At 70.0% G+C, this 15568-nt stretch carries 13 protein-coding genes; all 13 read right to left on the reverse strand.

All coding sequences use genetic code 11. The features are described 5' to 3' along the window. Positions 1 to 99: 99 nt before the first annotated feature. The 13 genes from nuoN to ACIOD1_RS04430 are packed head-to-tail and all read right to left on the reverse strand — an operon-like array spanning position 100 to position 15568. The gene (nuoN, locus tag ACIOD1_RS04370) at positions 100 to 1746 is read right to left on the reverse strand and encodes an NADH-quinone oxidoreductase subunit NuoN (RefSeq protein WP_401900473.1); all 1647 of its coding nucleotides are present in this window, start codon (positions 1744 to 1746) and stop codon (positions 100 to 102) included. A 5-nt stretch (positions 1747 to 1751) separates the two neighbouring features. Next, positions 1752 to 3344, reverse strand: coding sequence for an NADH-quinone oxidoreductase subunit M (locus ACIOD1_RS04375; protein WP_365621499.1), 1593 nt, complete (start codon positions 3342 to 3344; stop codon positions 1752 to 1754). A gap of 1 nt (position 3345) precedes the next feature. Continuing rightward, a complete protein-coding gene (gene nuoL, locus ACIOD1_RS04380) occupies positions 3346 to 5241 on the reverse strand; it encodes an NADH-quinone oxidoreductase subunit L (protein WP_401900049.1) in 1896 nt (631 codons plus the stop codon). A 12-nt stretch (positions 5242 to 5253) separates the two neighbouring features. Further along, positions 5254 to 5553, reverse strand: a complete 300-nt coding sequence (gene nuoK, locus ACIOD1_RS04385) for an NADH-quinone oxidoreductase subunit NuoK (RefSeq protein WP_365621493.1) — start codon at positions 5551 to 5553, stop codon at positions 5254 to 5256. Further along, positions 5550 to 6368, reverse strand: coding sequence for an NADH-quinone oxidoreductase subunit J (locus ACIOD1_RS04390; RefSeq protein WP_365621490.1), 819 nt, complete (start codon positions 6366 to 6368; stop codon positions 5550 to 5552). The genes nuoK and ACIOD1_RS04390 overlap by 4 nt, the downstream gene beginning before the upstream one ends. Further along, the gene (gene nuoI / locus ACIOD1_RS04395) at positions 6365 to 6898 is read right to left on the reverse strand and encodes an NADH-quinone oxidoreductase subunit NuoI (protein ID WP_401900476.1); all 534 of its coding nucleotides are present in this window, start codon (positions 6896 to 6898) and stop codon (positions 6365 to 6367) included. The genes ACIOD1_RS04390 and nuoI overlap by 4 nt, the downstream gene beginning before the upstream one ends. A 60-nt stretch (positions 6899 to 6958) precedes the next feature. Next, a complete protein-coding gene (gene nuoH / locus ACIOD1_RS04400) occupies positions 6959 to 8317 on the reverse strand; it encodes an NADH-quinone oxidoreductase subunit NuoH (protein WP_365621484.1) in 1359 nt (452 codons plus the stop codon). After that, positions 8314 to 10821, reverse strand: a complete 2508-nt coding sequence (locus ACIOD1_RS04405) for an NADH-quinone oxidoreductase subunit G (protein WP_401900051.1) — start codon at positions 10819 to 10821, stop codon at positions 8314 to 8316. The genes nuoH and ACIOD1_RS04405 overlap by 4 nt, the downstream gene beginning before the upstream one ends. Then, entirely contained in the window at positions 10818 to 12197 is a 1380-nt protein-coding gene (nuoF, locus tag ACIOD1_RS04410; protein WP_365621478.1) for an NADH-quinone oxidoreductase subunit NuoF, read from the reverse strand. The genes ACIOD1_RS04405 and nuoF overlap by 4 nt, the downstream gene beginning before the upstream one ends. Further along, a complete protein-coding gene (gene nuoE / locus ACIOD1_RS04415; protein WP_365621476.1) occupies positions 12197 to 12964 on the reverse strand; it encodes an NADH-quinone oxidoreductase subunit NuoE in 768 nt (255 codons plus the stop codon). The genes nuoF and nuoE overlap by 1 nt, the downstream gene beginning before the upstream one ends. Continuing rightward, on the reverse strand, positions 12961 to 14295 hold the full coding sequence (locus tag ACIOD1_RS04420; protein WP_365621473.1) for an NADH-quinone oxidoreductase subunit D: 1335 nt from the start codon (positions 14293 to 14295) through the stop codon (positions 12961 to 12963). Before ACIOD1_RS04420 ends, nuoE begins: the two co-directional genes overlap by 4 nt. Further along, a complete protein-coding gene (locus ACIOD1_RS04425; RefSeq protein ID WP_365621470.1) occupies positions 14295 to 15017 on the reverse strand; it encodes an NADH-quinone oxidoreductase subunit C in 723 nt (240 codons plus the stop codon). The genes ACIOD1_RS04420 and ACIOD1_RS04425 overlap by 1 nt, the downstream gene beginning before the upstream one ends. Then, positions 15014 to 15568: an NADH-quinone oxidoreductase subunit B family protein gene (locus tag ACIOD1_RS04430; protein ID WP_365621467.1), complete on the reverse strand. Its 555-nt coding sequence runs from the start codon at positions 15566 to 15568 to the stop codon at positions 15014 to 15016. Before ACIOD1_RS04430 ends, ACIOD1_RS04425 begins: the two co-directional genes overlap by 4 nt.

Here is a 15568-nt window from a genome sequence, read left to right on the forward strand (position 1 = left end):
TGGGTACGGGTCCCCCGGCCGGTGACCACACCGCCCGCACACACGGCAGGGCCCGGCTCCCCCGAGGGAGTCGGGCCCTGCCGTGTGGAGAGCGGTGCGTCAGCGTACGAAGGTGCTCGCCTGGCCCGCCAGGTCCAGGAAGTACTGCGGCGCGAGGCCCAGGACCAGGGTGACCGCGACGCCCACCGCGATGGTGGTCATCGTCAGCGGCGAGGGAACGGCGACCGTGGGGCCGTCGGCCTTCGGCTCGCTGAAGAACATCAGGACGATGACCCGGATGTAGAAGAACGCGGCGATCGCGGACGAGATCACACCGACCACGACCAGCACTCCCGCGCCGCCCTCCGCCGCCGCCTTGAACACCGCGAACTTGCCGGTGAACCCGGAGGTCAGCGGGATGCCCGCGAAGGCCAGCAGGAACACCGCGAACACGGCCGCCGTCAGCGGCGAACGCCGCCCCAGGCCCGCCCACTTGGACAGGTGGGTGGCCTCGCCGCCCGCGTCGCGCACCAGCGTGACCACCGCGAAGGCGCCGATCGTCACGAAGGAGTAGGCGCCCAGGTAGAACAGGACGGCCTTGACGCCCTCCTCGGAGGTGGCGATCACACCGGCCAGGATGAAGCCCGCGTGCGCGATCGAGGAGTAGGCCAGGAGCCGCTTCACGTCGGTCTGGGTCACCGCGATCACGGCGCCCGCGAGCATCGTGATGATCGCGACGCCCCACATCACCGGGCGCCAGTCCCACCGCAGGCCCGGCAGGACGACGTACAGCAGGCGCAGCAGCGCGCCGAACGCGGCCACCTTCGTCGCCGCCGCCATGAAGCCGGTGACCGGGGTCGGGGCGCCCTGGTAGACGTCCGGGGTCCACATGTGGAAGGGGACCGCGCCGACCTTGAACAGCAGGCCCATCAGGATCAGCGCGGCGCCGATCAGCAGCAGCACGTCGTTGCCCATGGTGGCCGCGAGGGCCGGGTCGATCTTGGCGACGGTGCCGTCGACCACGTCGGCGATGACCGCGTAGGAGACGGAGCCCGCGTAGCCGTAGAGCAGCGCGATGCCGAAGAGGAGGAAGGCGGAGGAGAAGGCTCCCAGCAGGAAGTACTTCACTGCGGCTTCCTGCGACATCAGCCGGTGGCGACGGGCCAGCGCGCAGAGCAGGTACAGCGGGAGGGAGAAGACCTCCAGCGCGATGAACAGCGTCAGCAGGTCGTTGGCCGCCGGGAAGATCAGCATGCCGGCGACCGCGAACAGGGCCAGCGGGAACACCTCGGTGGTGGCGAACCCGGCCCTGACGGCGGCCTTCTCACTGTCGCTGCCCGGTACGGAAGCGGCCTGCGCGGCGAAGGAGTCCACCCGGTTGCCGTGGGCGGCCGGGTCGAGGCGCCGCTCGGCGAAGGTGAAGACGGCCACGATCGAGGCCAGCAGGATCGTGCCCTGGAGGAACAGCGCGGGGCCGTCCACGGCGATGGCGCCCATGGCCGCGATGTGCGCCTTGGTCGATCCGTACCCGCCGGCGGCGAGCCCGACGACCGCGGCGAAGGCCGAGGCCAGCGCGGCGACCGCCAGGAACACCTGCGCGTAGTAGCGGGCCCGGCGCGGGACGAAGGCCTCGACGAGGACTCCGAGGATGGCCGCGCCCACCACGATCAGCGTGGGCGAGAGTTGCGCGTACTCGATGTGCGGGGCCGGGATCCGGTCGACCGGACCTTCGGCCGCGAGCGTCAGCAGGCTCTGGGCAGCAGTCAGGGTGCTCACTTCGCCCCCTCCCCGTTCTTGGCCTCGACAGCCACTTCTGGCTTCGGGTCCGTCTGCTTCACGTCCGACATGGTGTGCTCCACCGCCGGATTGACGATGTCGGTGAGCGGCTTCGGGTAGACGCCGAGGCCGATCAGCAGGGCGATCAGCGGGGCGACCACCAGGACCTCGCGCAGGCGCAGGTCCGGCATGGTGCGGACCTCCTCCTTCACGGGGCCGGTCATCGTGCGCTGGTAGAGCACGAGGGTGTAGAGGGCGGCCAGCACGATTCCGACGGTGGCGATGATGCCGACGACCGGGTAGCGGGCGAACGTGCCGACCAGGACCAGGAACTCACTGACGAACGGGGCGAGTCCCGGGAGCGAGAGGGTGGCGAGGCCGCCGATCAGGAAGGTGCCCGCGAGGACCGGGGCCACCTTCTGGACGCCGCCGTAGTCGGCGATGAGCCGCGAGCCGCGCCGCGAGATCAGGAAGCCGGCCACCAGCATCAACGCGGCCGTGGAGATGCCGTGGTTGACCATGTAGAGCGTCGCACCGGACTGGCCCTGGGAGGTCATCGCGAAGATGCCCAGGACGATGAAGCCGAAGTGCGAGATCGACGCGTAGGCGACCAGGCGCTTGATGTCGCGCTGTCCGACCGCGAGCAGCGCGCCGTAGACGATGCTGATCAGGGCCAGGACGAGGATCACCGGCGTGGCCCACTTGCTGGCCTCGGGGAAGAGCCCGAGGCAGAAGCGGAGCATCGCGAAGGTGCCGACCTTGTCGACGACCGCGGTGATCAGTACGGCGACCGGGGCGGTGGCCTCGCCCATCGCGTTCGGCAGCCAGGTGTGCAGCGGCCACAGCGGGGCCTTCACCGCGAAGGCGAAGAAGAAGCCGAGGAAGAGGAGCCGCTCGGTGTTGGTCGCCATGTCGAGGGTGCCGGCGGCGCGGGCGGCGGTGATCTCCTGGAGGGAGAAGTTCCCGGCGACGACGTACAGGCCGATGACGGCGGCCAGCATGATCAGGCCGCCGACCAGGTTATAGAGGAGGAACTTGACGGCCGCGTACGAGCGCTGCGCGGACGCGTTCTCGTCGGACCCGGAGTGGGCCCGGTCGCCGAAGCCGCCGATGAGGAAGTACATCGGGATGAGCATGGCTTCGAAGAAGACGTAGAAGAGGAAGACGTCGGTGGCCTCGAAGGAGATGATCACCATCGCCTCGACCATGAGGATCAGGGCGAAGAAGCCCTGGGTCGGGCGCCACCGCGAGGAGTTGGTCTCCAGCGGGTCGGCGTCGTTCCAGCCGGCGCCGATCACGAAGGGGATCAGCAGGGCGGTGAGCGCGATGAGCGCCACCCCGATGCCGTCGACGCCCAACTCGTAGCGGACCCCGAAGTCGGCGATCCAGGACCGGGATTCGGTGAGCTGGTAGCGCTCGCCCCCGGGTTCGAAGCGGACGGCGACGAGCACGGCCAGGGCCAGTGTCGCCAGGGAGAACAGCAGCGCGAGCCACTTGGCGGCGGTCCGGCGGGTGGCCGGGACGGCCGCCGTGAGGATCGCGCCGACCGCGGGCACGGCCGCCGTCACCGTCAGAAGCGGGAAACTCATCTCACACCGCCCTCATCAGCAGGGTCGCGGCGACGAGGATCGCCGTGCCCCCGAACATCGAGACCGCGTAGCTGCGGGCGTAGCCGTTCTGCAGCTTGCGCAGTCGGCCCGAGAGCCCGCCGACCGAGGCGGCCGTGCCGTTGACCACCCCGTCGACGAGGCTGTGGTCCACGTAGACGAGCGAGCGGGTCAGGTGCTCGCCGCCGCGTACGAGGACGACGTGGTTGAAGTCGTCCTGGTACAGGTCCCGCCGGGCCGCCCGGGTGAGGAACGAGCCGCGCGGGGCGAGGACCGGGACGGGCTTCTTGCCGTACATGACCCAGGCGATCGCGACACCGACGGCGAGGACCACCATGGTGGACGCGGTGACCGCCATGGCGCTGACCGGCGGGTTGCCGTGCTCGTAACCGGTGACGGGCTCCAGCCAGTTCAGGAAGCGCTCGCCGATCTCGAAGAAGCCACCGGCGAAGACCGAGCCGAAGGCGAGGACGATCATCGGGATGGTCATGGACTTCGGGGACTCGTGCGGGTCCGGCTCGTGGCCCTCCGCGTCCGGCTGCCAGCGCTTCTCGCCGAAGAAGGTGAGGAGCATGACCCGGGTCATGTAGAAGGCGGTGATGCCGGCGCCCAGCAGGGTGACCCCGCCGAGGATCCAGCCCTGGGTGCCGCCCTTGGCGAAGGCCGCCTCGATAATCATGTCCTTGGAGAAGAAGCCGGACAGGCCGGGGAAGCCGATGATGGCGAGGTAGCCGAGGCCGAAGGTCACGAAGGTGATCGGCATGAACTTCCGCAGGCCGCCGTACTTGCGCATGTCGACCTCGTCGTTCATCCCGTGCATCACGGAACCGGCGCCGAGGAAGAGGCCCGCCTTGAAGAAGCCGTGCGTGACCAGGTGCATGATCGCGAACACGTACCCGATCGGGCCGAGACCGGCCGCCAGGATCATGTAGCCGATCTGCGACATCGTGGAGCCGGCGAGGGCCTTCTTGATGTCGTCCTTGGCGCAACCGACGATCGCACCGAAGAGCAGGGTGACGGCTCCGACGACGGTGACCACCAGCTGGGCGTCGGGCGCCCCGTTGAAGATCGCGCCCGAGCGGACGATGAGGTAGACGCCGGCGGTCACCATGGTGGCCGCGTGGATGAGGGCCGAGACCGGGGTCGGGCCCTCCATCGCGTCACCGAGCCAGGACTGCAGCGGCACCTGGGCCGACTTGCCGCAGGCCGCCAGCAGCAACATCAGGCCGATCGCCGTCAGCTTGCCCTCGGAGGCGTCGCCCACCGCGCCGAAGACCGGCCCGAAGGCGAAGGTCCCGAAGGTGGTGAACATCAGCATGATCGCGATCGAGAGGCCGATGTCGCCGACGCGGTTGACGAGGAAGGCCTTCTTCGCGGCGGTGGCCGCGCTGGGCTTGTGCTGCCAGAAGCCGATCAGGAGGTACGAGGCGAGGCCGACGCCCTCCCAGCCGAAGTAGAGCAGCAGGTAGTTGTCGGCGAGGACCAGCAGCAGCATGGCCGCGACGAACAGGTTGAGGTAGCCGAAGAAACGGCGGCGGCGCTCGTCGTGCTCCATGTAGCCGATGGAGTAGATGTGGATGAGCGTGCCCACGCCGGAGATCAGCAGGACGAAGGTCATCGACAGCTGGTCGAGCTGGAAGGCCATGTCGGCCTGGAAGCCCTCGACGGGGATCCAGCTGAACAGCCGCTGGTGCATGGTCCGGTCCTCGGCCCCGCGACCGAGCATGTCGACGAAGAGCGCCACGCCGATCCCGAAGGAGGCGGCGGCGAGCAGTGTGCCGATCCAGTGCCCCACCTTGTCGAGGCGACGGCCGCCGCAGAGCAGCACCACCGCTCCGAGCAGGGGCGCCGCGATCGGCAGCGCAATCAGGTTCTCCACGGTGAACGCCCCTTACAGCTTCATCAGGCTGGCGTCGTCGACCGAGGCCGAGTGGCGGGTACGGAAGAGCGACACGATGATCGCGAGGCCCACCACGACCTCCGCGGCGGCGACGACCATCGTGAAGAACGCGATGATCTGGCCGTCGAGGTTCCCGTGCATGCGGGAGAAGGTGACGAACGCCAGGTTGCAGGCGTTGAGCATCAGCTCCACGCACATGAACAGCACGATCGCGTTCTTCCGCAGGAGGACCCCGGCGGCGCCGATCGTGAACAGCAGGGCGGCCAGGTAGAGGTAGTTGACCGGATTCACTTCGAGGCCTCCTCACGGCCGAGGCGCTCCGCGGAGCGCTGCTCCAGCGCCTTGAGGTCGTCGAGGGCCTCGCTGGAGACGTCGCGGATCTGTCCGCGGGCCCGCAGGGTCTTGTTGACGGTCAGCTCGGACGGGGTGCCGTCCGGGAGCAGCCCGGCGACGTCCACCGCGTTGTGGCGGGCGTAGACGCCGGGGGCCGGGAGCGGCGGGAGCTGGACGCCCTCGCGCACGCGCTTCTCGGCGAGTTCGCGCTGGGTGGCGGCCCGCTCGGTGCGCTCGCGGTGGGTCAGCACCATCGCGCCGACGGCCGCCGTGATCAGCAGGGCGCCGGTGATCTCGAAGGCGAAGATGTAGCGGGTGAAGATCAGCTCGGCCAGGCCCTCGACGTGTCCGGCGGAGTTGACCCGCCCGAGTCCGTTGAAGTGGCTGAGCTTGGCGTGGCCGATGCCGGCGATCAGCAGGATCCCGAAGCCGAGCCCGCACAGGACGGCCAACCAGCGCTGTCCCTTGATGGTCTCCTTCAGGGAGTCGGCGGCGGTGACGCCGACGAGCATGACCACGAAGAGGAACAGCATCATGATGGCGCCGGTGTAGACGACGACCTGGACGACGCCCAGGAAATACGCCCCGTTGGCGAGGTAGAACACCGCCAGGATGATCATGGTTCCGGCCAGGCTCAGCGCGCTGTGGACGGCCTTCTTCATCAGGATCGTGGACAGGGCGCCGATGACGGCGACCGTGCCCAACACCCAGAACTGGACGGCCTCGCCGGTGGAGGTCAGCGTGGCACCGGCCGCCGCCGCGAGGGCGCTCATGCCCCCACCCCCTCGTGGCTGTCGGCGCCCGTCTCGCCCTTGGACACGGCGACCTGCCGGACCGTGCCGGGGGCGGCCTCGGTGACCAGCCCGCGGTAGTAGTCCTGCTCGTCGGTGCCCGGGAAGATGGAGTGCGGGGCCTCGACCATGCCCTCGGTCAGCCCGGAGAGCAGCTGCTCCTTGGTGTAGATCAGCGACTCCCGGCTGGAGTCGGCCAGTTCGAACTCGTTCGTCATGGTCAGCGCCCGGGTGGGGCAGGCCTCGACGCACAGTCCGCACAGGATGCAGCGGGCGTAGTTGATCTGGTACACCTGCCCGTACCGCTCGCCCGGGGAGTAGCGCTCCTCCTCGGTGTTGTCCGCGCCCTCCACGTAGATCGCGTCGGCGGGACAGGCCCAGGCGCACAGTTCGCACCCGATGCACTTCTCCAGGCCGTCGGGGTGGCGGTTGAGCTGGTGGCGTCCGTGGAAGCGCGCCGCGGTGGTCTTCTCCTGCTCCGGGTACTGCTCGGTGAGGCGCTTCTTGAACATGGCCTTGAAGGTCACGCCGAAGCCGGCCACCGGGTTCTGCCACTTTTCGTCAGACACGTCTCAACCCTCCTCTCGGTCACTGTCGGCATTCGCCGGGCCGCTGACCAGCAGCTCCCGCTCGGCGCGGGGCCGCCTGCGCGGTACGGGTTCCAGGTGCTGGCCGGGCTTGGGCGGTACGGGGAATCCGCCCGCCATCGCGTCGAAGGGCGCGGCCGCGGCGGCCTGCCCGGCCTCCTCGGCGACGGCCTTCTCGCGCTTGTCGCGGAAGAGGTCGACGACGAAGGAGAGCAGCAGGATCGCCACGACGGCGCCGCCGACGTACAGGACGATCTCGCTGAAGTCGTAGGCCTCGTTGCGCAGGGCCCGGACGGTGGCGACCAGCATCAGCCACACCACGGAGACCGGGATCAGCACCTTCCAGCCCAGCTTCATCAGCTGGTCGTAGCGCACGCGCGGGAGCGTGCCGCGCAGCCAGATGAAGAAGAAGAGGAGCAGCTGGACCTTGATGACGAACCAGAGCATCGGCCACCAGCCGTGGTTCGCGCCCTCCCAGTACGTGGAGATCGGCGCCGGGGCCCGCCAGCCGCCCAGGAAGAGGGTGACCGAGACGGCCGAGACGGTGACCATGTTGACGTACTCGGCCAGCATGAACAGCGCGAACTTGATGGAGGAGTACTCGGTGTTGAAGCCTCCGACGAGGTCGCCCTCGGACTCCGGCATGTCGAAGGGGGCGCGGTTCGTCTCGCCGACCATCGTGATCACGTAGATGATGAAGGAGACCGGCAGGAGCACGATGAACCAGCGGCCCTCCTGCGCCTCGACGATCTTCGAGGTCGACATGGACCCGGAGTAGAGGAAGACCGAGGCGAAGGCCGCGCCCATCGCGATCTCGTACGAGATCATCTGCGCGCACGAGCGCAGGCCGCCGAGCAGCGGGTACGTGGAGCCGGAGGACCAGCCGGCCAGGACGATGCCGTAGATGCCGACCGAGGCCACCGCGAGGATGTAGAGCATCGCGATGGGCAGGTCGGTCAGCTGCATCGTGGTGCGCTGGCCGAAGATGGAGACCTCGTTGCCGGCGGGGCCGAAGGGGATCACCGCGATGGCCATGAAGGCCGGGATCGCCGCGATGATCGGGGCCAGGACGTAGACGACCTTGTCGGCCCGCTTGACGATCAGGTCTTCCTTGAGCATGAGCTTCACGCCGTCGGCGAGCGACTGGAGCATGCCCCAGGGGCCGTGCCGGTTGGGGCCGATGCGCAGCTGCATCCAGGCGACGACCTTGCGCTCCCACACGATGGAGAAGAGCACGGTCACCATCAGGAAGGCGAAGCAGAACACCGCCTTGACGAGGACGAGCCACCAGACGTCGCGGCCGAAGAGGGAAAGGTCCTCCGCGGCGAGCTGTACCGCGTTCACGCGCCCACCTCCGCAGTGGTGTCGCCTGCGTCGGCCGGGGTCGCCGGTCCGATGCGTACGAGGGTGCCCGGGCGGGCTCCGGTGTCGGCGAGGACGCCGGAGCCGGTGGAGTTCAGCGGCAGCCACACGACCCGGTCGGGCATCTCGGTGACCCGCAGCGGGAGTTCCACCGATCCGGCCGGGCCGGTGACGGCGAGGACGTCGCCGTTCTTGACGCCGGTCTCGGCGGCGGTGGCGGGCGAGAGCCGGGCGGCGGCCTCGTGCCGGGTGCCGGCGAGGGCCTCGTCGCCGTCCTGGAGGAGGCCCTGGTCGAGGAGCAGCCGGTGGCCCGCGAGGACGGCCTCGCCCGAAGCGGGGCGGGGCAGCGGCTCGGGGTCGGTGGACTGCTCTGCGGCGAGTTCGCCCTCCCAGGGGCCGAGCCGCTCCAGCTCGCGGCGTACGGCGTGTACGTCGGGCAGGGCGATCGGCCGGTCGGCGGCGTCGGCCAGCATGTGGAGCACGCGGGCGTCGGCCGGGGCGAGGCGGCGGGTCATCTGGTCGGGCTTGAGGGCGGCCTCGAACGGCCGGAGCCTGCCCTCCCAGTTGATGAACGCGCCCGCCTTCTCGGCGACGGCCGCCACCGGGAGCACCACGTCGGCGTGGTCGGTGACCGTGCCCGGTCGCAGTTCCAGGGAGACCACGAAGGCCTCCTCCAGGGCGATCAGGGCGCGGGCCGGGTCGGGGAGGTCGGCGACCTCCACACCGGCGACGAGCAGGGCGGACAGTTCGCGGCCGGCGGCGGCCTCGACGATCTGCCCGGTGTCACGGCCGTAGCGGTGCGGGAGTTCGTCCAGCCCCCAGGCGCGGGCGACCTCCGTACGGGCCCGGGGGTCGGTGGCGGGGCGCCCGCCCGGCAGCAGGGACGGCAGCGCGCCCGCCTCGACTGCGGCCCGCTCCCCGGCCCGGCGCGGGATCCACACCAGTCGGGCCCCGGTGGCGGTGGCGGCCCGTACGGCGGCGGTCAGCGCGCCGGGGACGCCGGCGAGGCGCTCCCCGACCACGATGACGGCGCCGGGCGCGCGGAGGGCCTCGGCGGCTTCGGCGCCGCCCGCCTCCAGGCCGGTACGGGTGGCGAGGGCGGAGAGCCACTCGGGTTCGGTGCCGGGGGCCGCGGCGAGCAGGGTGCCGCCCGCCTTGGCGAGGCCCGGGGTGGCGAAGGGGGCCAAGGCGAAGGTCCGCTGCTTGTGCTTGCGGTGGGCCTTGCGCAGCCGCAGGAAGACCCCGGGGGCCTCCTCCTCGGCCTCGATGCCGACGAGGAGGACGGCCGGGGCCGCCTCCAGGGAGCTGTGGGTGACCCCGGTGCCGTCGAGGTCCTTGCCGGTGCCGGCCACGGCGGCGGCCAGGAATTCGGCCTCCTCCGCGCTGTGCACGCGGGCCCGGAAGTCGATGTCGTTGGTGTCGAGGACGACCCGGGCGAACTTGGAGTAGGCGTAGGCGTCCTCGACGGTGAGCCGGCCGCCCGTGAGCACTCCGGCCCGGCCGCGCGCGGCGGCGAGCCCCTTGGCGGCGGCCTCCAGGGCCTCGGGCCAGCTCGCGGGGGCGAGGACCCCGTCGGCTCCGCGGACCAGCGGGGTGGTGAGCCGGTCCGGGCGCTGCGCGTAGCGGAACCCGAAGCGGCCCTTGTCGCAGATCCACTCCTCGTTGACCTCGGCGTCCTCGGCGGCCAGCCGGCGCAGGACCTTGCCGCGGCGGTGGTCGGTCCGGGTCGCGCAGCCGCCCGCGCAGTGCTCGCACACGCTCGGGGAGGAGACGAGGTCGAAGGGGCGGGAGCGGAACCGGTAGGCGGCCGAGGTCAGCGCGCCGACGGGGCAGATCTGGATGGTGTTGCCGGAGAAGTACGACTGGAAGGGGTCGCCCTCGCCGGTGCCGACCTGCTGGAGCGCACCGCGCTCGACCAGCTCGATCATCGGGTCGCCGGCGATCTCGTTGGAGAAGCGGGTGCAGCGCGCGCACAGCACGCACCGCTCGCGGTCCAGGAGCACCTGCGTGGAGATCGGGACGGGCTTCTCGTATGTCCGCTTGTGGCCCTCGAAGCGGGACTCGGAGTTGCCGTGCGACATCGCCTGGTTCTGCAGGGGGCATTCGCCGCCCTTGTCGCAGACGGGGCAGTCCAGCGGGTGGTTGATGAGCAGCAGCTCCATCACCCCGCGCTGGGCCTTGTCGGCGACCGGCGAGGTCAGCTGCGTCTTGACGACCATGCCGTCGGTGCAGGTGATGGTGCAGGAGGCCATCGGCTTGCGCTGGCCCTCCACCTCGACGATGCACTGGCGGCAGGCGCCGGCCGGCGAGAGGAGGGGGTGGTCGCAGAACCGGGGGATCTCGATGCCGAGCTGTTCGGCGGCCCGGATGACCAGGGTCCCCTTGGGGACCGAGATCTCGGCGCCGTCGATGGTCAGCGACACCAGGTCGGCGGGTGGCACAGCGGCCTCTCCGCCACCGGCGGGAGCGTTCGTGGTGACGGTCATGCGTTCACCTCCGTGTCAGCCCAGAGGGTCGACTTCTTGGGGTCGAAGGGGCAGCCCTGGCCCGTGATGTGCTGCTCGTACTCCTCGCGGAAGTACTTGAGCGAGGAGAAGATCGGGCTGGCGGCGCCGTCGCCGAGGGCGCAGAAGGACTTGCCGTTGATGTTGTCGGCGATGTCGTTCAGCTTGTCGAGGTCGCTCATGACGCCCTTGCCGGCCTCGATGTCGCGGAGCAACTGGACGAGCCAGTAGGTGCCCTCGCGGCAGGGGGTGCACTTGCCGCAGGACTCGTGCGCGTAGAACTCGGTCCACCGGGTGACGGCGCGGACCACGCAGGTGGTCTCGTCGAAGCACTGGAGGGCCTTGGTGCCGAGCATGGAGCCGGCGGCGCCGACGCCCTCGTAGTCCAGGGGGACGTCGAGGTGCTCGTCGGTGAACATCGGGGTGGAGGAGCCGCCCGGGGTCCAGAACTTCAGCCGGTGCCCGGGGCGCATCCCGCCGCTCATGTCGAGGATCTGGCGCAGGGTGATGCCGAGGGGGGCCTCGTACTGACCGGGTCCGCTGACGTGTCCGGAGAGCGAATACAGCGTGAAGCCGGGGGACTTCTCCGTCCCCATCGACTTGAACCAGTCCTTGCCCTTGTTCAGGATCGCGGGAACCGAGGCGATGGATTCGACGTTGTTGACGACAGTGGGGCAGGCGTAGAGCCCCTCGACCGCGGGGAAGGGGGGACGCAGCCGGGGCTGTCCGCGCCGGCCTTCGAGGGAGTCGAGCAGTGCCGTCTCCTCGCCGCAGATGTACGCGCCCGCTCCCGCGTGCACCGTGATGTCGAGGTCGCGTCCGCTGCCCCCGATGTCCTTGCCGAGGTACCCGGCGGCGTACGCCTCGCGCACGGCCTCGTGCAGGCGCCGCAGGACCGGCACGGTCTCGCCGCGCAGGTAGATGAAGGCGTGGTCCGAGCGGATCGCGTAGCAGGCGATGATCATTCCCTCGATGAGGGAGTGCGGGTTCGCGAAGAGCAGGGGAATGTCCTTGCAGGTTCCCGGCTCCGACTCGTCCGCGTTCACGACGAGGTAGTGCGGCTTTCCGTCACCCTGCGGGATGAACTGCCACTTCATGCCGGTGGGGAAGCCCGCGCCGCCGCGTCCGCGCAGACCGGAGTCCTTGACGTACGCGATGACCTCGTCCGGGGTCATGGCGAGGGCCTTGCGCAGGCCCTCGTAGCCCTCGTGGCGCCGGTAGGTCTCCAGCGTCCAGGATTCGGGCTCGTCCCAGAACGCGGAGAGCACGGGCGCGAGGAGCTTCTCGGGGCTCGTCCCTCCCCCGGCCTCCGGCTGGGAGGTGCTCCCGCGACTTTCCTTCGGAGTGGACACGGACATCACTCCCCTCCCTCGGTGGCTGCGCCGCCGCGGGACTCCCCGCGCGGACGGACGACAGGAGCGTGCGGGGACTCGCCCCGGGCGATGCGCAGGCCGATCAGGGACGGCTGCCCGGCGCCGCCGCTCGCCTGGACGGCGCCCTCGCGCTCGTCGGGGAAGCCCGCCAGGATGCGGGCGGTCTCCTTGTAGGTGCACAGGGGCGCGCCCCGGGTCGGCTCGACGGGCCGGCCGGCCAGCAGGTCGTCGACCATGGCCTTGGCGGACTCGGGGGTCTGGTTGTCGAAGAACTCCCAGTTGACCATCACCACGGGGGCGTAGTCGCAGGCCGCGTTGCACTCGATGTGTTCGAGGGTGACCTTGCCGTCGGCGGTGGTCTCGTCGTTGCCGACTCCGAGGTGCTCCTTCAGCTCCTCGAAGATGGCGTCCCCGCCCATCACCGCGCACAGGGTGTTGGTGCACACGCCGACCTGGTAGTCCCCGGACGGCTTGCGGCGGTACATCGTGTAGAAGGTCGCGACCGCGGTGACCTCGGCGGTGGTCAGGCCCAGCACCTCGGCGCAGAAGCGGATGCCGGTGCGCGAGACGTAGCCCTCCTGTGCCTGGACGAGGTGCAGGAGCGGCAGCAGCGCGGAGCGGCTGTCGGGGTAGCGGGCGATGACCTCCTGGGCGTCCGCTTCCATCCGGGCGCGGACGTCGGCGGGGAAGTCGGGTGCGGGGAGCTGCGGCATCCCCAGCTGGACGCCTTGGGTCTCACGACGGGCTGTCATCGGTCGACGCCTCCCATCACGGGGTCGATGGAGGCGACGGCGACGATGACGTCGGCGATCTGGCCGCCCTCGCACATCGCGGCCATGGCCTGAAGGTTGGTGAAGGACGGGTCGCGGAAGTGGACCCGGTAGGGGCGGGTGCCGCCGTCGGAGACCACGTGGACGCCGAGCTCGCCCTTGGGGGACTCGACGGCCGCGTAGGCCTGGCCGGCCGGTACCCGGAAGCCCTCGGTCACCAGCTTGAAGTGGTGGATGAGGGCCTCCATGGAGGTGCCCATGATGTTCTTGATGTGGTCGAGCGAGTTGCCGAGCCCGTCGGGGCCCATGGCGAGCTGCGCCGGCCAGGCGATCTTCTTGTCGGCGACCATCACCGGTCCCGGCTCCAGCCGGTCCAGGCACTGCTCGACGATCCGCAGGGACTGGCGCATCTCCTCCAGGCGGACCAGGAAGCGTCCGTAGGAGTCGCAGCTCTCGGTGGTCGGCACGTCGAACTCGTAGGTCTCGTAACCGCAGTACGGGTCGGCCTTGCGCAGGTCGTGCGGCAGGCCGGCCGAGCGCAGGATCGGGCCGGTGGCGCCGAGCGCCATGCAGCCGGTGAGGTCGAGGTAGCCGACGTCCTGCATGCGGGCCTTGAAGATCGGGTTGCCGGTGGCGAGCTTGTCGTACTCCGGCAGGTTCTTCTTCATCGTCTTGACGAACTCGCGCATCTGGTCGACCGCGCCCGGGGGCAGGTCCTGGGCGAGGCCGCCGGGGCGGACGAAGGCGTGGTTCATGCGCAGGCCGGTGATCGTCTCGAAGACGTCGAGGATCAGTTCGCGGTCCCGGAACCCGTAGATCATGATCGTGGTCGCGCCCAGCTCCATGCCGCCGGTTGCGATGCACACCAGGTGGGAGGAGAGCCGGTTGAGCTCCATCAGCAGCACGCGGATGACGGTGGCCCGGTCGGGGATCTGGTCGGTGATGCCGAGAAGCTTCTCGACGCCGAGGCAGTACGCCGTCTCGTTGAAGAACGGCGTCAGGTAGTCCATGCGCGTGACGAAGGTGGTGCCCTGCGTCCAGTTCCGGTATTCGAGGTTCTTCTCGATGCCGGTGTGGAGGTAGCCGATGCCGCAGCGGGCCTCGGTGACCGTCTCGCCGTCGATCTCCAGGATCAGGCGGAGCACTCCGTGGGTCGACGGGTGCTGCGGGCCCATGTTGACGACGATGCGCTCGTCGTCGGCGCGGGCGGCGGACTGGACGACCTCGTCCCAGTCACCCCCGGTGACGGTGTAGACGGTGCCCTCGGTCGTCTCGCGGGCGGAGGCGTGGTTCGACGCGTTCGGGGTGTTCATCAGCTGTACGACCTCCGCTGGTCGGGAGCCGGGATCTGGGCGCCCTTGTACTCGATGGCGATGCCGCCGAGCGGGTAGTCCTTGCGCTGGGGGAAGCCCTGCCAGTCGTCCGGCATCATGATCCGGGTGAGGGCCGGGTGGCCGTCGAAGACGAGCCCGAAGAAGTCGTACGCCTCGCGCTCGTGCCAGTCGTTGGTCGGGTAGACCGTGACGAGCGAGGGCAGGTGCGGGTCCGCGTCGGGGACCGAGACCTCCAGGCGCACGATCCGCCCGTGGGTGAGCGAGCGCAGGTGGTAGACCGCGTGCAGCTCGCGTCCCTTGTCCCCGGGGAAGTGGACGGCGCTGACACCGGTGCAGAGCTCGAAGCGCAGCGCCGGGTCGTCGCGCAGGGTGGAGGCGACCCGTACGAGGTGCTCCCGGGCGATGTGGAAGGTCAGCTCGCCCCGGTCGACGACCGTCTTCTCGATGGCGTTCCCGGGGACCAGGTCCTGCTCCTCCAGGGCGCCTTCGAGTTCGTCGGCGACCTCGTCGAAGTAGGAGCCGTAGGGGCGGCTCGTCGCGCCGGGCAGGACCACGGTGCGGACCAGGCCGCTGTAGCCGCTGGTGTCGCCGCCGTTGTCCGCCCCGAACATGCCCTTGCGGACACCGATCACCTCGGGCCCGGTCGAGGCCCTGGGCGCAGGGACGTTGTTGCCGTTTTCCACGGCCGGGTCGTCGCTCACCGCAGGAGCCCCTTCAGTTCGATGGTGGGGAGGGCCTTGAGGGCCGCCTCCTCCGCCTCGCGCGCCGCCTCTTCCCGGTTCACGCCGAGCTTGGAGCCCTGGATCTTCTGGTGGAGCTTGAGGATCGCGTCCAGGAGCATCTCGGGACGGGGCGGGCAGCCGGGGAGGTAGATGTCCACCGGCACGATGTGGTCGACGCCCTGGACGATCGCGTAGTTGTTGAACATTCCGCCCGAAGAGGCGCATACACCCATGGAGATGACCCACTTGGGAGCGGGCATCTGGTCGTACACCTGGCGCAGTACCGGCGCCATCTTCTGGCTGACGCGCCCCGCCACGATCATCAGGTCGGCCTGGCGCGGGGAGCCGCGGAAGACCTCCATGCCGAAGCGGGCCAGGTCGTAGCGGCCGGCGCCGGTGGTCATCATCTCGATGGCACAGCAGGCGAGGCCGAAGGTGGCGGGGAAGACGGATGACTTGCGCACCCAGCCCGCCGCCTGTTCGACGGTGGTCAGCAGAAAGCCGCTCGGCAGCTTCTCTTCCAGTCCCAT

The sequence above is a fragment of the Streptomyces sp. NPDC088097 genome (genome assembly GCF_044741845.1).
Classification (GTDB): Bacteria; Actinomycetota; Actinomycetes; order Streptomycetales; family Streptomycetaceae; genus Streptomyces.